Annotated in this window: 18 protein-coding genes and 2 tRNA genes; 9 read left to right on the top strand and 11 right to left on the bottom strand. The window is 72.5% G+C overall.

The genetic code is table 11. The annotated features are described in order from the left end of the window. Nucleotides 1-27 precede the first annotated feature (27 nt). Nucleotides 28-528 (bottom strand): DUF3830 family protein, encoded by a 501-nt coding sequence (locus IE265_RS32265; protein WP_190039298.1) that lies wholly within the window; start codon nt 526-528, stop codon nt 28-30. 97 nt (nt 529-625) lie between these two features. Here IE265_RS32265 and ehuB point away from each other — a divergent pair, with 97 nt between their 5' ends. From ehuB to IE265_RS32235, 6 genes are all read left to right on the top strand, one after another. Continuing rightward, nucleotides 626-1,531, top strand: coding sequence for an ectoine/hydroxyectoine ABC transporter substrate-binding protein EhuB (gene ehuB / locus IE265_RS32260; protein ID WP_190039297.1), 906 nt, complete (start codon nt 626-628; stop codon nt 1,529-1,531). Beyond that, nucleotides 1,528-2,247 (top strand): ectoine/hydroxyectoine ABC transporter permease subunit EhuC, encoded by a 720-nt coding sequence (ehuC, locus tag IE265_RS32255; protein WP_190039296.1) that lies wholly within the window; start codon nt 1,528-1,530, stop codon nt 2,245-2,247. The genes ehuB and ehuC overlap by 4 nt, the downstream gene beginning before the upstream one ends. Beyond that, nucleotides 2,244-2,894, top strand: coding sequence for an ectoine/hydroxyectoine ABC transporter permease subunit EhuD (ehuD, locus tag IE265_RS32250; protein ID WP_190039295.1), 651 nt, complete (start codon nt 2,244-2,246; stop codon nt 2,892-2,894). Before ehuC ends, ehuD begins: the two co-directional genes overlap by 4 nt. A gap of 10 nt (nt 2,895-2,904) precedes the next feature. Next, nucleotides 2,905-3,714 carry an ectoine/hydroxyectoine ABC transporter ATP-binding protein EhuA gene (gene ehuA, locus IE265_RS32245; RefSeq protein WP_190039326.1) on the top strand — a complete coding sequence of 270 codons (810 nt, stop codon included), beginning with the start codon at nt 2,905-2,907 and terminating at the stop codon, nt 3,712-3,714. A gap of 632 nt (nt 3,715-4,346) precedes the next feature. Beyond that, nucleotides 4,347-5,105: an IclR family transcriptional regulator gene (locus IE265_RS32240; RefSeq protein WP_190039294.1), complete on the top strand. Its 759-nt coding sequence runs from the start codon at nt 4,347-4,349 to the stop codon at nt 5,103-5,105. Between the two features lie 95 nt (nt 5,106-5,200). Further along, nucleotides 5,201-5,274: transfer RNA gene (locus tag IE265_RS32235), tRNA-Lys, on the top strand. A 97-nt stretch (nt 5,275-5,371) separates the two neighbouring features. Here IE265_RS32235 and IE265_RS32230 read toward each other — a convergent pair. From IE265_RS32230 to IE265_RS32200, 7 genes are all read right to left on the bottom strand, one after another. Further along, nucleotides 5,372-6,025: a response regulator gene (locus IE265_RS32230; RefSeq protein ID WP_190039293.1), complete on the bottom strand. Its 654-nt coding sequence runs from the start codon at nt 6,023-6,025 to the stop codon at nt 5,372-5,374. Beyond that, on the bottom strand, nt 6,010-7,275 hold the full coding sequence (locus IE265_RS32225) for a sensor histidine kinase (protein WP_190039292.1): 1,266 nt from the start codon (nt 7,273-7,275) through the stop codon (nt 6,010-6,012). The genes IE265_RS32230 and IE265_RS32225 overlap by 16 nt, the downstream gene beginning before the upstream one ends. 41 nt (nt 7,276-7,316) lie before the next feature. Further along, nucleotides 7,317-9,044 (bottom strand): AMP-binding protein, encoded by a 1,728-nt coding sequence (locus IE265_RS32220; RefSeq protein ID WP_190039291.1) that lies wholly within the window; start codon nt 9,042-9,044, stop codon nt 7,317-7,319. A gap of 225 nt (nt 9,045-9,269) precedes the next feature. Next, nucleotides 9,270-9,872 (bottom strand): lytic polysaccharide monooxygenase auxiliary activity family 9 protein, encoded by a 603-nt coding sequence (locus tag IE265_RS32215; protein ID WP_190039290.1) that lies wholly within the window; start codon nt 9,870-9,872, stop codon nt 9,270-9,272. Nucleotides 9,873-9,968: 96 nt separating this feature from the next. Next, nucleotides 9,969-10,838: a nucleoside/nucleotide kinase family protein gene (locus tag IE265_RS32210; protein ID WP_229916765.1), complete on the bottom strand. Its 870-nt coding sequence runs from the start codon at nt 10,836-10,838 to the stop codon at nt 9,969-9,971. Further along, on the bottom strand, nt 10,825-11,982 hold the full coding sequence (locus IE265_RS32205) for an SPFH domain-containing protein (RefSeq protein WP_190039289.1): 1,158 nt from the start codon (nt 11,980-11,982) through the stop codon (nt 10,825-10,827). The genes IE265_RS32210 and IE265_RS32205 overlap by 14 nt, the downstream gene beginning before the upstream one ends. Before the next feature lie 208 nt (nt 11,983-12,190). Further along, nucleotides 12,191-13,516: a peptidoglycan-binding protein gene (locus IE265_RS32200; RefSeq protein ID WP_190039288.1), complete on the bottom strand. Its 1,326-nt coding sequence runs from the start codon at nt 13,514-13,516 to the stop codon at nt 12,191-12,193. A gap of 182 nt (nt 13,517-13,698) precedes the next feature. Here IE265_RS32200 and IE265_RS32195 point away from each other — a divergent pair. From IE265_RS32195 to glxA, 3 genes are all read left to right on the top strand, one after another. Then, a tRNA-Lys gene (locus IE265_RS32195) sits at nt 13,699-13,772 on the top strand. A gap of 822 nt (nt 13,773-14,594) precedes the next feature. Then, nucleotides 14,595-16,580, top strand: coding sequence for a glycosyltransferase family 2 protein (locus IE265_RS32190; RefSeq protein ID WP_190039287.1), 1,986 nt, complete (start codon nt 14,595-14,597; stop codon nt 16,578-16,580). An 80-nt stretch (nt 16,581-16,660) separates the two neighbouring features. Beyond that, nucleotides 16,661-18,598 (top strand): radical copper oxidase GlxA, encoded by a 1,938-nt coding sequence (gene glxA / locus IE265_RS32185; RefSeq protein ID WP_190039286.1) that lies wholly within the window; start codon nt 16,661-16,663, stop codon nt 18,596-18,598. A 112-nt stretch (nt 18,599-18,710) separates the two neighbouring features. Here the strand turns inward: glxA and IE265_RS32180 are convergent, their stop codons facing one another. The 3 genes from IE265_RS32180 to IE265_RS32170 all read right to left on the bottom strand — a co-directional run bounded on the left by IE265_RS32180 (nt 18,711) and on the right by IE265_RS32170 (nt 22,073). After that, nucleotides 18,711-19,727 (bottom strand): glycoside hydrolase family 6 protein, encoded by a 1,017-nt coding sequence (locus IE265_RS32180; protein WP_190039285.1) that lies wholly within the window; start codon nt 19,725-19,727, stop codon nt 18,711-18,713. 918 nt (nt 19,728-20,645) lie between these two features. Then, nucleotides 20,646-21,329, bottom strand: a complete 684-nt coding sequence (locus IE265_RS32175; protein WP_190039284.1) for a class F sortase — start codon at nt 21,327-21,329, stop codon at nt 20,646-20,648. A gap of 6 nt (nt 21,330-21,335) precedes the next feature. Continuing rightward, nucleotides 21,336-22,073: a hypothetical protein gene (locus IE265_RS32170; protein WP_190039283.1), complete on the bottom strand. Its 738-nt coding sequence runs from the start codon at nt 22,071-22,073 to the stop codon at nt 21,336-21,338. Nucleotides 22,074-22,162: the final 89 nt, after the last annotated feature.

The following is a 22,162-nucleotide window of genomic DNA, read 5'->3' as shown; positions in this document are numbered from 1 at the left end:
CTGCGGGTCCTGCGGTCGGCGCCGCGGCTACGCCCGGCGGAAGGCCAGCGACTCGCCCAGCGCTCCCGCGCGCCACAGGTCGTTGCACTCCCGGGCCATCGCGTCCAGGCCCTCCACGACCTGGCCCCAGACGATGCCGGGAACCCAGCCGACATCCCCGTTGAGCAGCAGGTTGTTCCGCTCGTAGAACAGGGCCAGGTCGATCACCGGCGCCCCGGCCCGCACCCCGGGTGCGTCGCCGTACCCGTACGCCCGCGTGGCCAGCTGCGTGCCGGAGAACGAGAAGTAGCAGAGGTCGCCCGGGACGGGGGTGACGGTGGGGTTCTCCAGGGGCGGCTCGGCCGGCGCGAACGCCGGGAAGAGGGCGTAGACCTCGTTGCGGGCGTACTTCGCGTGGTAGACGTCACCGCTCAGCGGCAGCGCGTCCCACACCGCCCCGCAGGTGATCGGCGCGCGGTCGTCGAGGAGCCTCGCCGTGCAGTGGACTCCGCGCTCGGACAGGGAGACGTCGATGTAGCGGTCGGCCATGCGTTCCATGGTCCACCCGGGGTCAAGGGCGCCCGCCGGGTCATCGGGGCGCGAATTGATCCGCATGACCGGCGTCGTCCGGGGTAGCCGCGCGGCCATGGCTCCACCACATGGGAACGACGCAGAGATACGCAGCCCGAGCCGCCGCTCGCTCCTCGCGGGCGTCGCGGCCCTCGGTGCGCTGGGCGCCGCCGGATGCAGCCGCGTCGCGTCGGCGTCGGGCGCGGAGGGCGGTGACCTCCTGGACCGGTTGAAGGCCCAGGGCGTCGTCCGCCTGGGCATCGCCGGAGAGATCCCCTTCGGCTACATCGACAGGGACGGCAGGCTGACCGGCGAGGCCCCGGAACTCGCGAGGGTGATCTTCGGGAGGCTGGGCGTCGACAGCGTCCAGCCGGTGCCGACGGAGTTCGGCTCGCTCATCCCCGGCCTGAACTCCCAGCAGTTCGACGTCGTCGCGGCCGGGATGTACATCAACGCCGAGCGCTGCCGGCAGGTGATCTTCTCCGATCCCGACTACCAGATGCTCGACTCGTTCATCGTGCGCAAGGGCAACCCGAAGAACCTGCGCGACTACGGGGACGTCGTGCGGTCGAAGGCGAGGTTCGCCACCGGCACGGGGTACGCCGAGATCCAGTACGCGGTCGACGCCGGGTACGACGAGAGCGACATCCTGATCGTCCCGGACCAGGTCGCGGGCCTCAACGCCGTCGAGGCCGGCCGTGTCGACGTCTTCGCCGGCACGGCCCTGACCACCCGTGAGGTCGTCAGGAAGTCCCGCAAGGCCGAGTCCACCGAGCCGTTCGCACCCCTCGTGGACGGCAGGCCGCACACCGACGGCGGCGGGTTCGCGTTCCGGCCGACGGAGACCGCGCTGCGGGACGCCTTCAACAAGGAGCTGCACTCGATGAAGAGGAGCGGCGAACTCCTGCGCGTGCTGCGGCCCTTCGGCTTCACCGAGAACGAGATGACGGACATGACCGCGAAGGAGCTCTGCCGCGGATGACGTCAGGACTCTGGGAACTCGTGCTCAAGGGGATCTGGACCACCGTCCAGCTCCTGGTGCTCAGCGGCCTGCTGGCCGCGGCCGTCTCCTTCACGGTCGGGATCGCGCGCACCCACCGGCTGCGGATCGTCCGCTTCCTCGCGGGCTTCTACACCGAGGTGTTCCGGGGCACCTCGGCCCTCATCATGATCTTCTGGGTGTTCTTCGTGCTGCCACCCGCCTTCGGCTGGCAGCTCGTCCCGCTCTGGGCGGGCACGCTCGCGCTGGGCCTGACCTACGGGGCGTACGGCTCCGAGATCGTGCGCGGCGCCCTGGACGCCGTGGACCCGGCCCAGGTCGAGGGTGGTGTCGCCCTGAGCTTCACCCCCTGGCAGCGGCTGCGGCTGATCCTGCTGCCGCAGGCGGTGCCCGAGATGATCCCGCCGTTCTCGAACCTGCTGGTCGAGCTGCTCAAGGGCACCGCCCTGGTGTCCGTGATGGGCATGGGCGACCTGGCCTTCAGCGGCAACCTGGTGCGGCTCGCGCTCCAGGAGAGCGCGGAGATCTACACGTACATCCTCCTGATCTACTTCGTGATCGCCTTCCTGCTCACGCGGCTCATGCGCGGTCTGGAGAAACGGCTGAAGGCCGGGGTCGGACGCGTGCCCGAGCCGGGTGTGTCGCAGCGGGAGCTGCGCCGCCCCGAGACCACCGGAGTCGGCGGAGGTGCCGCATGAACTGGGACTGGAGTGCCGTCGGCGACTTCATGCCGCACTTCTGGGACGGACTGCTGATCACCCTGCAGGCCCTGGTGCTCGGATCGCTGATCTCGTTCGCCCTCGGCCTGGTGTGGGCGCTGCTGATGCGGACGCCGAGCCGCTGGGTCCGCTGGCCGGTGGGGGTGGTCACGGAGTTCGTCCGGAACACCCCGCTGCTGGTGCAGCTCTTCTTCCTCTTCTACGTGCTGCCCGAGTGGGGACTGACGCTCTCCGCGATGACCACCGGGGTCGTCGCCATCGGACTGCACTACTCGACGTACACGATGCAGGTCTACCGGGCCGGCATCGAGGGCGTGCCGGCCGGCCAGTGGGAAGCGGCCACGGCACTCAACCTGCCCGTGACCCGGACCTGGACCGCGGTGATCCTGCCGCAGGCGATCCGCCGGGTGGTGCCCGCGCTGGGCAACTACGTCATCTCGATGCTCAAGGACACGCCCATGCTCATGGCGATCACCGTTCTGGAGATGCTCGGCGAGGCACGTCTGTTCTCGCAGCAGAACTTCCAGTTCACCGAGCCGCTCACGGTCATCGGCGTGGCCTTCATCCTCATTTCCTATCCCGCTTCCCTCCTCATGCGAGCCCTGGAGCGACGTCTTGTCCGCTGACACCCCCCTGATGAAAGAGCCCGGCGCCGACCCCTCCGCCAACCCGGCGGTCGACGGCAGCGAGCTGATCCGCTTCGACAGGGTCACCAAGCGCTTCGGCGCCAACACGGTCCTCGACGAGCTCGACTTCTCCGTCGCCTCCGGCAAGCACGTCACGCTGATCGGTCCGTCCGGCTCCGGCAAGACGACGATCCTGCGGCTGCTGATGACCCTGACCAAGCCCGACGAGGGCACGATCAAGGTCAACGGCGAATACCTCTCCCACGAGGAGAGGAACGGCCGGCTGGTCCCGGCCGGCGAGAAGCACGTCCGCGAGGTCCGCAAGAACATCGGGATGGTCTTCCAGCAGTTCAACCTCTTCCCCAACATGAAGGTGCTGCGCAACATCACGGAGGCCCCGGTCACCGTGCTGGGCCTGTCCAGGGACGCGGCCGAGGAGCGGGCCCGCGAACTGCTGGAACTGGTGGGGCTGTCCGAGCACGTGGACAAGTACCCGGGACAGCTCTCCGGCGGTCAGCAGCAGCGCGTCGCGATAGCCCGGGCGCTGGCGATGCGGCCGCAGGTGCTGCTGCTCGACGAGGTGACGTCCGCGCTCGACCCCGAGCTGGTCGCGGGCGTGCTGGACGTGCTGCGGGACATCGCCCGCACGACCGACATCACGATGGTGTGCGTGACCCACGAGATGAACTTCGCCCGGGACATCTCGGACCAGGTGCTGATGTTCGACGCGGGCCGCGTCCTGGAGTCCGGCCCGCCGGAGCAGATCTTCGGCGACCCGGAGCACGCACGGACCCGGGAGTTCCTCGGCGCGGTGCGGTGACCGGGCGAGGCCTGCCTCCGCGGTCAGGCCGGGGTCGGTTGGCCCGCCGTCGCTCCGGCTGACTTCGGTCCGGCCGACGCCGGTCCGGCCGACGCCGGTCCGGCCCGCGGCGACCCGTGACGGGCCCGTGCGCGACGGCCTGGACCCCGGCGGGGTCCGGGCCGGGGGCGGCACCGGCCGGTGACGGTCCGGGCCGGCGGCCGCCGCGGGCCGGTCCGACGGCGGGCGGTCCACGGCGGGGCGCCGACGCGTCGTCGTGGCACCGCGTGCCGAAGAAATCCGTGCGCCCGCGCCGAGGGGGCGCGGGCGCACGGTTCGCACGCGCCTGGGGAACGACCCCGCGCGCCCGCTCCTACGACACCCCGGCCGCGCATCGGGCCGGACCTCCCGCCGGGCGGTGGTGAGGGCGGCGGGGCCGCGCCGGGCGGTCCCGCCGGACCCGCCACGGAACGAATGGGTCATGACTTTGGCATATGCCAGGGCAATGCCCCGCTGCTGGGAGGGCTGCAACACCTCACCAATTCGGCCAACACCCCCTCCCCGCAGGCCTCTTGGCGGCTATCGTGGAAACAGCCCGGCCGTCCGGGCCGCCTTGTCGTGACAGCCGGGCCGAATAGCGCGAGGGGACGACCGTGGCGCTGAAGCACGAGCCGACCGTGCCGTACCACTCGGCCCAGGACGCCCTGCGCGTCCTGGAGACCGTGGCACGGCACGCCACCGGCGTCACCGACGCCGAACTCGCCGGCCACACCGGGCTCGGCACGCAGCGGCTCACCACGCTCCTGCGCATGCTGCGCCGCGAGGGGTACGTCGAGCAGACCGCCGACGGCGCTTACGTCACCGGGGACTCCTTCGGCAGGCTCGGTTCCACCCGCGACCGTGACGCGGCCCTGCGCGACCAGCTCCAGCGGACCCTCGACCGGCTGCGCGACTCGGTCGGCGCCGCCGTCTACATCAGCCGGTACGTGGACGGCGAGATCCGCGTGACGCAGTGCGCCGAGGGCCCGGCCACCCCGGCCGTCAACGAGTGGGTGGACTTCCGCTCCGCCGCCCACGCCAGCGCGATCGGCAAGAGCCTTCTCGGCCAGCTCGACCTCAATGGCCGGCGCGACCACCTCGCCCGCCACAAGATGGCCCGCCTCACCTCGCGCACGATCACGAACGAGCGGGTGCTGCTGTCCCGGCTCGACGCGCAGGCCCCCACCGTGCCCGTGCTCGACCTCCAGGAGTACGCGATCGGCACGGTGTGCGCGGCGGTGCCCATCACGGCCGGCTCCGCCGTGGGCTGCCTCGCCCTCTCCCTCCCGGTGGCCCACGCCCACCGGCTGCGCGAGGCGGCGGACACGCTGAACCGGGGCGCGGCACCGGTACTGCTCTCCCTCGCGATCTGAGTGGCCCGGCGCACACACGGGTGGTCCGCAGCACCCCCGCGGACCAGGTAGTATTTTCTCTGTCGCCGGCCGCGAAAGCGGACGGCGGGAGTCATGCGCCGCTAGCTCAGTTGGTTAGAGCAGCTGACTCTTAATCAGCGGGTCCGGGGTTCGAGTCCCTGGCGGCGCACAGACCGAAGGCCTTCGCTCGTTGAGCGGAGGCCTTCGAGCGTTGTGCGGCTCCCTCCCCGCGGGACGGCCCCCGCCACCGGGGCACGGCGCGCGGCTCAGGCCCGCAGATACGCGAGCACCGCCAGCACCCGCCGGTGGGTGTCCTGCGCCGGCGGCAGGTCGAGCTTCGCCAGGATGTTCCCGATGTGCTTGCCGACGGCGGCCTCGGTGACGACGAGTTCGCGGGCGATCGCCCCGTTCGAGCGGCCCTCGGCGACCAGGCCCAGCACCTCGCGCTCGCGCGGGGTCAGCGCGGCGAGCGGGTCGCGGCGCCTGCGCAGCAACTGGCGTACGACCTCGGGGTCGACGACCGTGCCGCCCGCGGCCACCCGCTCCACCGCCCGCGCGAACTGCTCGACCTGGCCGATCCGGTCCTTCAGCAGATAGCCGACGCCCGTGCCGTCCCCGGTGTCGAGCAGCTCGGCCGCGTAGGCGCGCTGGACGTACTGGCTGAGGACCAGCACCGGCAGCGCGGGCCGTTCGGCGCGCAGCGCGAGCGCCGCCCGCAGCCCCTCGTCGCGGAATCCCGGCGGCATCCGCACATCGGTGACCACCAGGCCGGGTTCGTGGACCGCGACGGCCCGGGTCAGCTCGTCGGCGTCCCCGACCGCCGCCACGACCTCGTGCCCGAAGCGCGCGAGCACGCCGACGAGGCCCTCGCGCAGCAGCACGCTGTCCTCGGCGAGGACGATCCTCAGCGAATCGGGCACGGGATCTCCAGACGCAGGACGGTCGGCCCGCCGGGCGGGCTGGTGACGCCGAGTGTGCCATCGAGCACGGCGAGCCGGTCGGCGAGCCCCGTGAGGCCGCCGCCCGCGGCCGGATCGGCCCCGCCACGGCCGTCGTCGCGCACCTCGATCCACAGCCGGCCGCCCTCACCCGCCCCCGCGCCACGATCTCCGCCGCCGGTGTCGTACGACCCGTCGATCCGCACCCGGGTGGCTCCGCTGTGTCTGCCCGCGTTGGCGAGGGCCTCCCGCACCGCGAAGTACGCGGCGGACTCGACCGACTCGGCGAAGCGGGGCAGGTCCAGGGCGACCTCCACGGGTACGGCGGACCGGTCGGCGGCGTCGGCGACCGCGTCCGCGAGCCCGTAGTCCGCGAGCACCTGGGGGTGGATGCCGTGGATCAGCTCCCGCAGTTCGCCGAGCACCAGGCCCGCCTCCTCGTGGGCGGCGGCGAGGCGTCCGGCGAGCGCCGGCGGGGCGTCGAGGCGGGCCAGTCCGAGCGTCATCGTCAGGGCGACCAGGCGCTGCTGCGCGCCGTCGTGCAGATCGCGCTCGATGCGCCGGCGTTCCGCGTCGAAGGCCGCGACCAGCCGGGCCCTGGAGCGGGTCACCTCGGCCAGCCGGTGCCCGTCCTCGGCCTCGCGCGGGGCGAGGAGCAGCCGGGCGAGCGCGGCGCGGGCTCCCGCGTACAGCACGAGGGGCCACAGCAGGGCGAGGAGGAGGGCCGCCCCGGCCGCTGCGCACAGGACGGCCTCGGGGTACCCGTCGATGCGCCAGAGCTTCACGAGCCGGGTGTCCCCGCCGGAGAGCGCGAGTTGCACCGGCGCGCCGGCCATCGCGCCGGGCACGACCAGGGTGAGCGTCAGGACCAGCAGGTCGAGGGGCCACAGCACGAGTGCGAGCAGCACGGCGTACGCCAGTTCGCGCCAGGTGGCCTGCTCGGTCAGCCGCAGCCCCGCCCAGGCGGCGAGGCCGGGCTCCGCCGGGGTGCGGTGCGGACCGGGCACGGGCCGCGGGTCGAGCAGTCGCAGCCGTCGCCGTTCGAGCGCGCCGACCGGTACGCCCGACAGGGCCAGCAGGACCAGCAGCGGCAGCCCCACGAGCACGACCGACAGGGCCGTGCCGACACCCCCGAGCACGAGCAGCCCGGCGAGCAGCGGGACGCCCACGAGCACTCCGGTGCCGAGATAGCCGGCGGCGCGCAGCGGGTTCCTCCCGCGGAAGTCGATCACGCGCCCACGGTAGGCGGACGCGCCGGGCCCGGACCATACGGTCAGCGGGGGTCCCGGGGTATGCCCAGCCCCACCCCTGCCGGCAGGTCCTCGCGTCCGCGGGCCCGGTACTCGGCCAGCAGTCCCGCGAGGTCCGCGTCGTCCAGCGGCCGGTACGCCGTCTCCCCCGGGGGCCGCCACCAGACGGGGTCGGCGCACCGGAAGCCGTCGCGGCGCAGCCCGACCCGGTGGATCTTGTTGGTGGCGGTGACGGGCATGCGCGGCACGATCCGTACGAACCTGGGTGCCATCTTCGTCCCGAGGTCGGCCTGTCCGGCCAGGAATCCGGCGAAGGCGCCGGGGTCGAAGGCGGCTCCCTCCCGCAGTGCCAGGGCCGCCATCACCTGGTCCCCGGCGACCGGATCGGGCACGGCGTAGACCGCCGCGGCGGTGGCGTCCCCGTACCGGGCGAGGATGTCCTCGATCATCGCGGCGGCCAGGTTCTCGCTGTCGACGCGGAGCCGGTCGTCCGTGCGCCCCGCGAAGTACAGGAACCCGTCGGCGTCACGGTAGAAGAGGTCGCCGGTCCAGTACCAGTCGCCGTCGGCCGCCGCGTCCGGGCGGGCCGGCCCGCGCCCGTGCCCGCGCCGCGCGGCCTCCGCCTCCGCGTTGCGCCAGTACCCCTCGAAGCGGTGCGGGCCGCGGTTCACCAACTCCCCTATGGCCGCGTGCCCGTTGAGGAGCCTGCCGTCGGCGGAGAAGAGCGCCGCGGGGCATTCCTCGCGGCTGACCGGGTCGACCACCGCCAGGTCGTCGCCGGGGGCCGCACGGCCGATCGCCGCTCTCGGCGTCCCGGGCGCCCGCTGGATCGCGGCGCCGCCCTCCGTCGATCCGTACCCCTCCACCAGCCGCACCCCGAACCGCGCCTCGAACGCGGCCGCGTCCACCGCTCCCGCCTCCGTGCCGAAGCCGACGCGCAGCGGGTTGTCCCGGTCGTCCGGGCGGGCGGGGGTCGCCAGGACGTACTGCACGGCCCGGCCGACGTAGGTGAAGTACGTGGCCCCGTAGGTCCGTACGTCCGTCAGGAACCCGGAGGCCGAGAAGCGGCGCCGCAGCGCGACACCGGCGCCCGCCGCGAGCGCGGGCGCCCAGTCGGCGATGACCGCGTTGCCGTGGAAGAGGGGCATGCAGATGTAGTGGACGTCGTCCGCGCGCACGCCGAAGTGATCGACGAGCGAGCGGCCGGCCTCCGCAAGCCGGCCCTGCGAGCAGATCGCGGCCTTGGGCGCGCCGGTGGAACCGGAGGTGAAGTAGAGGAGCAGCCTGCGCTCCGGGGCCGCGTCCGCCGTGTCGGGCGAGGCGCCCGCGTACGGCGCGAGGAGGTCCGTGTAGGCCGGGGTGTCGGTCACCAGCAGCCGGACGCCGGGCAGGTCGAGCCCGTCGAGGAGCGGCAGATGGGCCCGCTCGGTGACCAGGACGCGGCACTCGGTGTGCAGGATGTCGCGGGCCAGCTCGGCACCGCGGCGGGTGGGGTTGATGCCGGCGACGGCCGCGCCCGAGAGCGCGGCGGCACCCAGCCACATCGGGTACTCGGGGGTGTTGTCGAGCAGCACGCCCACGTGCGGCTCGGCGCCGGAGGGCAGCAGGTCGCGCAGCAGCGCCGCGCGCGCCGCCGCGCCGGCCGCCACCTCGTGGTGCGTCCGGCAGCGCCCCTCGAACCACAGTCCCGGCCGGTGGTCGTCCCACCTGAGCCGTACGAGTTCCGCGACGGTTCGGCTCGTGAACCCCATGGGGGCGCACCATAATTGACGCTGCATCAGATTGCGATGGCCGTGACGAGCTCGGCCGCGACAAGGCCGGCGGGGAGCAGCGGGGACCCCACCCGGCGTGGCGGAGTTCGGTTCCACGCACACCGTCGCCTCGATCACTCAGGCGTGCGTGGAACCTACCCGTGGGGGGTGTGCGATTGCCTCAAGGAGAACTCGGAACCGCCGGGCGGCGGGTTCCGCCGGGGCTCAGAAGGTGACGTCGGAGCAGGCGTAGAACGCGTTCGCCGTGTCCGCGATCGTCCACACCGCGAGGATGACGTGGTGACCGCTCTTGCCGGACGGCAGGGTGCCGCTGTGCGACAGCGTCGCCGGCGGCTGACCGCTGAACGGAACGGTCAGGAACGGTGCGGTGACCAGCGCGGACCGGGTGAGGGGAGCGTTCTGGTTCCAGCCGTCCTTGGTGATGTAGTACTTGAAGTCGGTCGTGGAGTGCCGTGCCGTGAACTGCCAGCGGAAGGTGTAGCTCTGCCCGCCGTTGACCCGTGTCGTCGGCCAGGCCCCGCCCGAGGGCGTCGTCGACTTGTCGAGCGCGCCGAAGTTGGTGTGGTTCGCGGAGCAGATCTGACCGTCCGCGGGCCCGCCCGCCGGGAAGCCCTTGGGCCCCTCGACGCTCTGGGGCTCCCACTGGATGGCACCGCAGTTGGCCACGGCGCCGTTCTGGCAGAGCTTCTGCCGGCTGATCGGGAGGTCTGTGTAGCCGTGGCCGGTGGCCCCACCGCTGGAGAGCACGAGTGCTCCCGTGGTGGCGAGGCCCACCACCGCGGCGTACCACTTCGTCTTTTTCCGCATGCTGCCGCTCCTGGAGAACGTGGGGGAGGTTCCGTGAGCCGTGCGTGCGCATCGCGATGCGTAAAGCGATGAATCAGGTCTAGACCAAGTCCCAGATTATTGCCGGTAGTTGAACATGTCCATACCAATCGTGGTGAGGATTCGGCGGCAGCGCTCCCGCGAGGCCTCGACCAGAAGCCCGTTGGGCCCGTCGTTCGTCTCCACCCACGCGCGGGCCGCCCCCTCGTCGCGTCCACCGGCCAACTGCCGCTCCACCAGGCGCGTCCGGCGTACTCCGGCGGGCGCCTCCACGTACCAGCACTCCCCCATCAGCCCGTACGCCTCCCGCCAACCCGGCAGATCGCAGGCGAGGTAGTTCCCCTCGGTGACGACGAGCCGGGCGGCCGCGGGCACCACGTGCCGTGCCGCGACGGGCTCGTGCAGCGTGCGGTCGTAGTCCGGTACGTAGACGTCGCGGGCGGTCTCGCCGAGGACCCGGCGCAGCAGGTCGACGTACCCCCACACGTCGAAGCTGGGCTCCGAGCCCTTTCGTGCGGTCAGGCCGAGCCTCTCCAACTGCGCGTTGGAGAGGTGGAACCCGTCGAGCGGGAGGTAGGCCGCCCTCGCGCCGAGGTGTGCGACCAAGGATCGGGCCAGCGTCGACTTGCCGGCACCGGGCGGTCCGGCGAGGCCCAGCACGGCACGCGGCGAACGGGCGGTCAGCCGCAGTGCCTCCGCGGCGAGCCGGTCGAGGCCCGGCGGGCGCCCGACCGGGGCGGGACCGGCATCGGGGTCGGGACCGAACCCGACCCCGGCGCCGGCGCCTGGGTCGGCATGGGAGTCGGGGTCGGCACGGGCGTCGGGGTCGGGGTGCGGGTCGGCGCGGGCGGACGGGTCCCCGGTGCGGGTCGGGGCCGGATGCTGCTTCGGGTTCGGGTTCGGGGGCCGGTGCGAGGGTCGGTGCTCGTGCGGGTCAGCGCTCTCCATGACCCGTATAGAACGCCACCGTCAGGTCCTTCACCAGGGCCTTGCGCTCGTAGTCGTCGAGCTCCACCAGCCCGCGCACGGTCAGCCGGGTCACGGTGTCCTCCACCGAGTCGACGACCGAGGTGAGGACCTTGTCCCGGTGCTGGGCGTCCAGCGCCGCGAGCCGGCGGCGCTGCATGACGGCGGCGACCTCGGGGGCGTACTCGACCCGCAGCGGCTGCGTGGAGAACACCTGGAGGCCGACCGCCGCCGCGTCCGCGGCCACCAGCCGGGTCAGCGCCTCGCCGACGGCCTCGGTGTTGCGCAGGGTCCCCGCCTCGGCGGTCCGGGCCGCGCCCGGCGGCAGGTCCGTCGGAAGCTGCGCCAGCACCCGGGCGAGCGCCGCCTCCACGCACTCGCGCAGGTACCGCTGGTGGTCCTCCACGCCGAGCGCGGCCCGCGCGGTGTCCCGCACCCGCCAGACCACGAGCACGACGACCCGCAGCGCGACACCGTTCGCGTCGACGGCCGGAATCGGATCGCTGCGCCAGTGGCGCAGCCGCACGTCGATCCTGCGGCGCAGCAGCAGCGGGTTCACCCACATCAGCCCGGTGCGCCTGACCGTGCCCCGGTAGCGCCCGAACAGGCCGAGCACCCAGGCGTGTCCGGTACGGCCGCGGGCCAGCCCGCCGAACCCGAACAGGCCGAGCGCCCCGGACCCGGCGAGCGCCGCCCACTGCGGCCCGCCGAGCCCCGCTCCCGCGTGCACGGGCAGCCCCAGCGTGTCCACGGCGAGCGGCGGCAGCGCGCCCGCCCACCACGACGCCAGGACGCAGCCGGCCACGCCCGCGGCACCCGCCAGCACCCCCGCCGCCCCGGGCAGTACGCGTGCGGGCCGCTCCTCCGGCTCGGCGTCGGTCCAGGGCGCCGGCCGCGGCCGCGCCGGCGCGGCCGCGCGCCGGGCGACGCGCGGCTGCTCGCCGGTGCCCCGCCGCCTGCCCACGACGGCGGGCGCGAGCGGCACGGACACCGGCTCGGTCTCGTCACGGAACAGCAGGTGGACCGGGATCTCGGTGGTCACCTCGTTGTGGATGAGCCGCGCCCCGCGGCCCGTCGACTCCGGAGCCCCCTCGGACTCCGGCGAGTGTGAAGTCGTCGTACTCATGCGTGCCTCCGTGCCTCCGCGCCGGGAAGAACTGTGGTGAGCGTCGTGGGAGCGGCCGTCGGCGGGCCCCGGCCGCGACCCTCCGGTCCCGGCGCCGCTCCGGGACCGCCGGACCGCCCGTGCGTGCCCGGGTCCCCCGAGGTGCCGGCACCCGGTGCCGTCCCGCGGTGCCCGGGACGCCGGGGGCCACGCAGGGCACCCGGTGCCGTCAGGAGAAGAGCCGTCGCCACGTCTCCGGCCCCGGGTAGCCGTCGGCCGCCGCGCCGCGCCACCCCTGCGCGCGCTGGAACGCCTCCACGTTGCGCCGGTCGCCCTCACCCCAGCGCGGCCCCGGCCCCCGTGTGTAGTGGGCGCCGAACCCCTTCCTCACGAGCTGCCTGCCGAGCCGGGTGACGTGTGCGCCGCTCGCGCCGGGCCGGAAGGCCGCCCGCCCGGGATAGGCCGGGGCGGGTTGCGCGTCCGGAGGCGCCGCGGGAGCGCCGGCACCGCCTCCACTCCGGGCCACGACGTCGCGGCCCTTGCCCTGCACCAGGTAGGACCAGGTGAACGGACCGGGCAGTCCGTCCGCGTCCGCGCCGGTCCAGCCCTGTGCCCGCTGGAACGCCCGGGTCGCCCGCCGGTCCGCCTCCGTCCAGCGCGGCCCCGGCCCCGTCGTGTAGTACGCGCCCGCTCCACGCGCCACGAGCATCCGCCCGAGCCGGGTCACGTGCGCGTTGTCGGCCCCCGGCCCGAAGGCCGCCGCGCCCGGGTGGCGGACCGAGGTGGGCGTCCCGGGGGCGCCGGGGAGCGTCGGGTCGGCGGGACCCGCCCCGCCGGCCCCCGTCGTGACCCCTTTGTAGCGGTAGGCCAGATAGCGGTCCGAATGGCTCCAGTAGGCGTAGGGGGTGGACTGCCTGCGCGCGTGCGGGCGGGTCTGCTCGTACGCCGTGTAATAGCTCCGCGTGGAATCCGTCCAGCCGCCGAAAATGACGACGTGCGAGCCTTTCTGGGGGTCCGCCGGATTGTGGAACAGCAGCATGTCGCCCGACTGGAGCTGGCTCTTGGAAATACGGACGCCGTATTTCCCGAGGCTGCCCGTCCATTCGTTCCCGCCGAGGTTCCAGGCCATCGACACGAAGCCGGAGCAGTCCTGCCGGTACCCGTCGGACCAGTACTCGCCCATGCTGTACGGCACCCGGGCGGCGACCCACTCCTTGGCGCGCTCGATGATCTCGGCCCGGGTGGTCGCGGGCGCCTCGACCTTCGCGGGCAGCCCGCCCGGGCCGTGCAGGGGGGCCTCCCCGCCCTGCGGTGTGTCGGGCTCGTCGGCCGCGGGCGCGGCCGGCCGGCTCGGGGCGTGGGCGGCGGCGGGCGCCGGATGCCCGGCGGCGAGCACCGTCCCCGCGGCGGCCGCCAGGACCAGGGCGCGGTGCGGCACCGGACTCCCGGCAGTCCCGCCGGGCGCGTACCGCGGGGGGACGGGTCGCCACTGGGCGCATCCTGGGCATTCACAGTCGCTCTCGGGATCGAATTCCTCGAATACCGGAGCCGCCATACGAATCCCCTCACAGTCCAGGTGGAAAAGCCCGCGCCGCTGCACATCCGTCAGCTTCTCAACTGTCCAGGGGTGCCGCATGTTGACGGTCCGAATGATGTACGGGGTGCCCGGCGACACCCCCTGCCCCGGCCCCGGTCCGGAGCACGGTCCGGGGTCGGGTAGAGTTCTCCCGTCAGCGCGCGCCGCTAGCTCAGTTGGTTAGAGCAGCTGACTCTTAATCAGCGGGTCCGGGGTTCGAGTCCCTGGCGGCGCACCGACCGGAGAGGCCCCTCGCAGCAGCGAGGGGCCTCTCCGCTGTACCCGGCGCTTCTCCGGATCGTCCGCCGGGGCGCGGTCGCGCCGGGCCGCCGCCGGCCCGGGCGCACGGGGTGCACGGGTGCCGCCACGGGCAAGGTGGCTGGGGCGCCGTGCGCGTCGGGCTCCGGAAGCGCGCCGCGCATCGGGCCGGCCCCGGAGCGCGGCACACGCGTCGGGGTCCGGGGGCGAACCGCGCGGCGGGCCGGCCGCGTCCCCCTCGCGGCCCTGGAAGGTCGCGGGCGCCGCCGGGGCCGGCCCCGCACCCGGCACCCCGGCGCGCAACCACCTGGCGTGCGCCCCCTAACGCTCCGGGGCGCCCCAGCGTGCCGGAGCGGATCGTGTGACCCTTCGGGGTACGGCGAGGGCCGGGGCGCGATATGAGAACACTTCCGCAACATTCGGGGACCGTCGGCCCCTGCCGCACCTCGCGGAACCAGCGGACTCCCCAATGAACGCGTATGACCGGTAAACACCGTGTTTCGCATCTTGCGATCATGATGAACGGCGTAGAACCCTGGGCTACAAGAGGCTGCGGTTACTGCGCAGTTGGGGGTTTGGGGCCGGTTGCGCCCGGAAGCGGGGAATGGGGGCCCCGTTCATGTGGTGATGTCGAGGGGGGCATCATGCAACCGGAAGGCCGGTGCGCCATGTCTATAGGGTATGTGGATGATGTGGCGACGGGGGCCGCTGTTGATACGCCTGCGGATGTCTAGGGGGACATGAGCCGGCGAACGGAACAACGAGCACGCGGTGGAACTCGCGTGTGGGGGGATGACTCATGACGTCGACGCCGACGGGCGCCCGGCAGAACTTCGATCCGACAGAGACCACACAGCTCAGGGTGGGGTCTCACCGGACCGGCAGCTTCCGGAGAATCAAGAAGACCTTGCCGAGATACGACTACGAGCACTACAGCCGGCTCGCCGGACCTCTCACGCAGCCCGACCCGAACAAGCCGTACAAGGTGCAGTACCGCTCGCTGCTCTCGCAGGAGCCGCACCGGCTGCGCGCCGCCCTCATGCTGGGCGCGGCCCCGCTGCTGTCGCTCGTCCTGCTGGGCTGGCTCCTCCAGCCGGAGCACTGGACGGAGCGGGACTACCCCGCCTACGACTTCCTCCCCGCACTCGACGTCGTGATGCTCGTCTCGATCGGCCTGATCGAGCTGTTCCGCTGCATGAACGTGCTGTCGAACGCGCACGCCACCCTGGTCGCGCGCGACCCCATCCCGGTGGTGCCCGAGACCGGCACCCGAGTCGCCTTCCTCACCTCCTTCGTTCCCGGCAAGGAACCGCTGGAGATGGTGACGAAGACCCTGGAGGCCGCGGTCCGCATCCGGCACCGGGGCCTCATGCACGTCTGGCTGCTCGACGAGGGCGACGACCCCGAGGTGAAGGCGGTCTGCGAGCGCCTCGGCGTGAACCACTTCTCCCGCAAGGGCATCGCGAAGTGGAACCAGGCCAAGGGCCCGCACCGTGCCAAAACCAAGCACGGCAACTACAACGCCTGGCTGGACGCGCACGGCGACAACTACGACTTCTTCGCGTCCGTGGACACCGACCACGTCCCGCTGCCCAACTACCTGGAGCGGATGCTCGGCTTCTTCCGCGACCCCGACATCGGCTTCGTCATCGGCCCGCAGGTCTACGGCAACTACGACAACCCGATCACCAAGGCGGCCGAGTCGCAGCAGTTCCTGTTCCACGCGCTGATCCAGCGCGCGGGCAACGCCTACGGCTCCCCGATGTTCGTGGGCACCTCCAACGCCGTACGCATCAGGGCGCTGAAGCAGATCGGCGGTCTGTACGACTCGATCACCGAGGACATGGCGACGGGCTTCGAGATCCACCGCCACAAGAACCCGGCGACGGGCCGCAAGTGGCGCTCGGTCTACACCCCGGACGTCCTCGCGGTCGGCGAGGGCCCCAACGCCTGGACGGACTTCTTCACCCAGCAGATGCGCTGGTCGCGGGGTACGTACGAGACGATCCTCAAGCAGTACTGGAAGGGCGCCTACTCGCTGCCGCCGAGCAAGTTCTTCAACTACACGATGATGATCATCTTCTACCCGATGTCGGCCCTCAACTGGCTGCTGGCGGCGCTGAGCTGTGCGCTGTTCCTGGGCCTGGGCGCCTCGGGTGTGAACATCGACCCGGCGATCTGGCTGATGCTCTACGGCAACGCCTCCGCGCTGCAGATCGGCCTGTACGTCTGGAACCGCCGCCACAACGTCTCGCCGCACGAGCCCGAGGGCTCCGGCGGTGTGGCCGGCATGATCATGTCCGCGCTCTCGGCGCCGTTGTACGCCAAGGCGCTGATCGACTCGATGCTGCGGCGCAAGAGCAAGTTCGTGGTGACCCCCAAGGGCGACTCGGCGAGCCCGGACACGCTGTTCGGGACCTTCCGGTACCACTGGTACTTCATCCTGATCTTCGCGGGCTCCATCGCCGCCGGCTTCGTCTTCGGGCACTCCCACCCGGCGATGATCATCTGGGCCACCTTCGCGCTGCTGATCACGGCGTCGCCGATCTTCGCCTGGCGCTGGATGATGCGGCAGGACCGGAAGAAGCCGCCGACGCCCGCCCCGGCCCACGAGCCGTCGGGACAGCCGCAGCCCCAGCCGCAGGACAGCATGATCCCGCACCAGCCCCAGACCTCGCCCAGCCCGCACGCGCCTCAGCAGAGGCCGACCTGGGCCGCCGACGGGGGCAACGACCAGACCATGCAGATCTCTCTCGGGGGCCGCCGGCACACGTCCGGGAACTGAGCCTCCACCGCGGGCCCGGGACGTCCGAGAGGGTGTCCCGGGCCTCGCACGCAACCACCACACGTTAGACGGGATTTGAAGTGAAAGACGGTTCCAGCCGCCGCCGTGCCCGCCGCATCGCGATAGGTGCGGCGGTGGTGCTCGCGCTGGCCGGGATGAACGGACCCGCGCTCTACCGCTTCGGGTCGGAGCAGTACCACGAGTACAAGATCAACCGCCCCGAGTACAAGGCCGAGAACGGCAAGTGGGACGTCGTGGAGTTCCCCGAGGAGTACCGGCTCAACACCATCCACGCCGCGCTCCTGCACACCGGCAAGATCCTGCTGATCGCCGGTTCGGGCAACAACCAGGACAACTTCGACGCGAAGAAGTTCGACACCCGCGTCTGGGACCCGGTCAAGAAGACGATCAAGAAGGTCCCCACTCCGGCCGACCTGTTCTGCACGGGGCACACGCAGCTTCCCAGCGGCAACCTGCTGATCGCGGGCGGCACCAAGCGCTACGAGAAGCTCAAGGGCGACGTCACCAAGGCCGGCGGCCTGATGATCGTCCACAACGAGAACCCGGACCGGCCGATCACCCTGCCCGCCGGAACACGCTTCTCGGGCAAGGAGAACGGCAAGACGTTCGTCTCCAAGGACCCGGTCAACATCGAGCGGGCGAAGAAGGTGTTCGACCCGGCGACCGGCAAGTTCCTGCGCAACGAGCCGGGCCTCGGCCGCATCTACGTCGAGGCGCAGAAGAGCGGCGCCAAGTACGAGACGGGCACCCAGGACAACTACCGGGTGCAGGGCCTGTCGGGCACGGACGCGCGCAACACGTACGGCATCGCCCAGAAGCTCGCCCTGGACAAGAAGGACTTCCAGGGCATCAGGGACGCCTACGAGTTCGACCCGGTCGCCGAGAAGTACATCAAGGTCGACCCGATGAACGAGGCGCGCTGGTACCCGACGCTGACCACGCTGTCCGACGGCAAGATCCTCAGCCTCTCCGGCCTCGACGAGATCGGCCAGCTGGTCCCGGGCAAGAACGAGGTCTACGACCCGAAGACCAAGAAGTGGACGTACACCGACGGCATCCGGCAGTTCCCGACGTACCCGGCGATCTCCCTGATGCAGAACGGCAAGCTGTTCTACTCGGGCGCCAACGCCGGCTACGGCCCCGACGACGTCGGCCGCGACCCGGGCGTCTGGGACGTGGAGACGAACAAGTTCACCAAGCTGAAGGGCATGTCCGACCAGAAGCTCCTTGAGACCGCCGGGACGGTGCTCCTGCCGCCCGCGCAGGACGAGAAGTACATGGTCATCGGCGGCGGCGGGGTCGGCGAGTCCAAGCAGTCGAGCAACAAGACCCGGATCATCGACCTGCTGGCGGACAACCCGAGGTTCGTGGACGGCCCGGAGCTGGAGAAGGGCACCCGCTACCCGCAGTACTCGATCCTGCCCGACGACAACGTGCTGGTGTCCGGCGGCTCCGAGGACTACCGCGGCCGCGGCGACTCGAACATCCTCCAGGCGCGGCTCTACGAGAAGGGCGCCGACTCCTTCAAGCGGGTCGCCGACCCGCTGGTGGGCCGCAACTACCACTCGGGCTCGATCCTGCTGCCCGACGGCCGCGTGATGTTCTTCGGCTCGGACTCGCTCTACGCCGACGCGGCCAACACCAAGCCCGGCAAGTTCGAGCAGCGCGTGGAGATCTACACGCCGCCGTACCTGTACCAGGGCTCGCGGCCCTCGCTCTCCGGCGGCCCGAAGACGGTGAAGCGCGGCGGCACGGCGAGCTTCACCTCGCAGCACGCCTCGTCCATCAAGACGGCCCGGCTGATCCGGCCGAGCGCCTCGACGCACGTCACCGACGTGGACCAGCGTTCCATCGCGCTGGAGCTGGAGAAGACGGCGGACGGCATCGAGGTCACGGTCCCCAAGAGCCGCAACCTCGTCGAGTCCGGCTGGTACATGCTGTTCGTGACGGACGACCAGGGCACGCCCAGCAAGGCCCAGTGGGTGAAGATCCCGTAGCGCTCCGCGCGCGGGACATGTGAGGAGGGGCCCGGCGCGATCGCGCCGGGCCCCTCCTCACATGTCCCGCCGCGTACGTCCGCGGGTCCGGCCCGAAGGCGCGGCCCCCGCGTCAGCCGGAGGCCTTGGCCAGCTTCAGGGCGTACTCGGGCCACCACTGCCCCGCCTTGGGCCCGCCCTTGCACGTGCCGTCGGACTCGCCCGGGCGCTTGACCCACAGGTAGGCGTCGACGAGTTCGTCGTCCGTCTTCGTGGTGGGCGCCTCACCGAGCGCGCGGCCCGGCGGGTTGCACCAGGTCTCCTTCGGGTCGCCCTCGGTGTAGGGCCCGTTGCCGTTGCGGCTGGTGTCGATCACGAACGGCTTGTTGCCGGCCTTCGCCGACAGCTCCTTGCCGTACTTGATGCTGTCCGCGGTCGGGTAGAAGTTGGACACGTTGACCGCGAAGCCGTCGGCCCGCTCCACCCCCGCCAGCTTCAGCGGCTCGAAGATCTCGTCGGTCCTGCCCCAGCCCGCGTTGCCCGCGTCCAGGTAGACCTTCGTGTTCTTCAGCGACTTGAACTTCTCCACGGCGCCCCGCAGAAGGTCGTACCGCTCCTCGTGGAACTCCTGGGGCGTGCAGCCGTCCACCATGTGCAGCACGGCGTCCGGCTCCAGGACCACCGTGGCGCGGCGGTCGCCGATGCCCGCGGCGACCTGGTCGATGAAGGCCCGGTAGGCGTTGCCGTCCGCCGCCCCGCCGCCGGAGAACTGACCGCAGTCGCGGTGCGGGATGTTGTAGACGACGAGCAGCGCGTCCCGATCGACCTTCGTGGCGGCCTCGGTGAAGCCGCGCGCCTCCTGCTCCGCGTTCTCCGGAGTGAGCCACTCGCCGGTCGGCTGCTCGGCGATCCGGCGGATCAGCTCGGCGTCGCCGTCCTTCCCGTCCTTCTCGTACGAGGCCAGCTGCTCGGCCGCGTTCCCGTCGGGGTTGACCCAGAACGGGTCCGTCCCCTTGGGCTGCTGGCTCACCTTGGCGCCCTGCGCGTCCTTGTCGCCGTCGCCCTCCGAGGAGGAACACCCCGCGAACAGCAGCACAGCTCCGGCCACCGCCACGGACGCCCTGGCCCCGGCCCCCCTGCTCCCGTACATCGAACTCCCCCTCGGGTGCACTGTCCTAAGCGTCAATCCTGACATACCCGTCGGGAGGCCAACGCGGCGAGGCGCCCTTGTCCGAGAGCTGTTACACCCGCCTCGCGGATGGGTGGGCGCTTCCCGGACGAGGGGCGCCGAGCGGCGCCGAGGGGCGCCGAGCGGCGACGAGCGGCGCCGGGACCATGTCCCGGGAGGCCTTCGACACGCACCGCGACAGCCGGGAGAGCCGGCTGGGGACCGACCCCCGCGGAGGCCCCCGACACGCCGGCCGACTCCTTCGACACGGCCCCGTACCTGCGGCGCGCCCGGACGACCACCGCGCGGCCCTCCTCGACGCCCGGGGCGTCGGCGTCATGCTCGTACGGACCGACGGATCGGTGACGCTCGCGACCGGGGGCCGCGCCCGGCGCAGGCGCTCGCCCTGCCGGCGGCGGCGTTCAGGTGCCGCGCGGGTGCGCCCGCGGCCGGCGGCCGCCGCTCGACGGGGCCGCCGCCGCGGTGGCGCAGCGCGCCGAGGGCGCCGGGGACCCGGACGGCACGCGTCCCGGCCGGTCCGGATCCGGTGACCACCAGGACGGATGACGCAGCGCCACCGCCCCGGGACTTGGCGTCATTCAGACCCTAGGCCGGAGCGCTCATCCGCTCTAGAGTCGTCTCGGACGGCCCCGGCCCCTGGCTGTCCGGCCTCAGCGCCATTCGAACGGGCCCCGTGAACCTCCCGTGCCGGTCGCCGGGTTACTCCCGCAGCCCGTGCGCGCACGGTCGAGGACCAGCCCGGTCGACGGCTCCCGGGGGGAGCGGGTCGTCGACCGGGCCGGGTGGAGTCCGGCACGGGCAGGAATCACGCGCGGGGGGAATCCAGGTGCGGGCGGGAATCCGGTGCCTGCCCGGATCCGGTGCGGCCGTGCGCGGGGCTCACCGGTCGGTGCCGCTGAGATAGGCCGAGACGACCACGTTCGCCGTGTAGGTGCGACTGGTCCGGTCGAAGGAGCCCCCGCAGGTGATCAGCCGCAGTTCGGACCGACCCGACTGCCGTGTCCCGTAGACCCGCTGCGCGTCGAACCGGTCGCGCGCGAAGACCTCGACGTCCTCGACGGTGAACTCGGCGACCGTGCCGTCGTCCCGGACCACGCGGACCGTCTCGCCCGGGCGCACCTCGCTGAGGTGGTAGAAGACCGCGGGCCTGGTCTCGGTGTCCACGTGCCCGACGAGCAGGGCGGTCCCGGCCGCGCCGGGCCGTACGCCTCCCCCGTACCAGCCCACGATCCCCGGCTGCCCGTACGGCGGCGGGTCGACCGCGCCCCGCGGGTCCAGCCCGCGTGCCACCACGGGGGCCTGCACGCCGAGCGCCGGGATGTCCACACGCTGTGGACGGGCGTCCGCCAGCGGCGCCACCGCGGGAGGCAGTTCGACCCCGAGCGGCCTTCCGACGGCCGCCACGTCACCCGTGGTGGGCGCGGATATCCCCCGGCGCACGTCGGTCACCTCTCGGCCCCACAGCCAGAGCCCGAGCAGCAGCATCGCCCAGGCCAGGCCCATCAGCAGGCGCCCGCTGCCGGTGGCGCGTTCCGGGTCGTCCCGGTGCTTCCGGTGCGACATGGCCGGTCAGTCCGTGCCGTCGCGTCCCCGGCGTGCCACGCCCCGCGCGACCACGGCGACGGCGGCCACACCGGCCAGCACAAGCCCGATCACCGCGTGCCGCGTGCCGGGTCCGTCCGAGCGGGCCTCGGCGGCGGCGAGCCTCGCGGTGCCGCCGCCGCCCGCGTGCACGGGGGCGACGGGTGACGCGGGCGCGCTCGGCACGACCGTGTCGTCCTGCTGCCCGCGCGGCTGCTTCCGCGGCTCCTCGGCCCGCTGCTCCTGCTTCTGCTGCTTCTGTTCCTGCTGCCTCCGGCTCTGCTGCTGGTTCTGCCGCTTCCGCTGCTCCTCGGCCTTCCTCAGCCGCTCCTTCTCGTCCTTGCGCTTCTGCTCCTGGCGCTGCTTCTCCTGCTGCTTCTTGCCGACGACGGTGAAGGTGCCCCTCACCTTGTCGTCGAAGCCGTCGCAGGTGACGCCCACGTGGTACGTGCCCGGTTCGAGGGTCGAGCGGACGCGGGTCTCGCCCAGCAGGACGCCCGCCTTCCCCACCAGCCGCGCGTCGGCGACGAACGCCTCCGACGCCGCGGTGCCCGTCGCTCCGGCGCAGCCCTGCACCCGCACCTGGATGTCGTTGCCCGGAGCCGGTGGCGTCGGCGTCACGGAGACGCCGCCGTCCCCCGCACGGGCGTCGGCCGGGGTGAACACCGGCGTGAGGGCGGCGGCGGCCACCGCCCCGGCACAGAGAGTGAGTCGCAGTGAACCCATCGTGAACCTCCAGATACCTGGAGCCTGCTCCCCGGGCTACGGGGCCGCATCCGGGGAGGGTGTCCACTGCTCCGTACGGGTGGCCCGGG

The sequence above is a fragment of the Streptomyces fructofermentans genome (genome assembly GCF_014651055.1).
Lineage (GTDB): Bacteria > Actinomycetota > Actinomycetes > Streptomycetales > Streptomycetaceae > Streptomyces > Streptomyces fructofermentans.
This window is presented reverse-complemented; position numbering and strand designations above follow the sequence as displayed.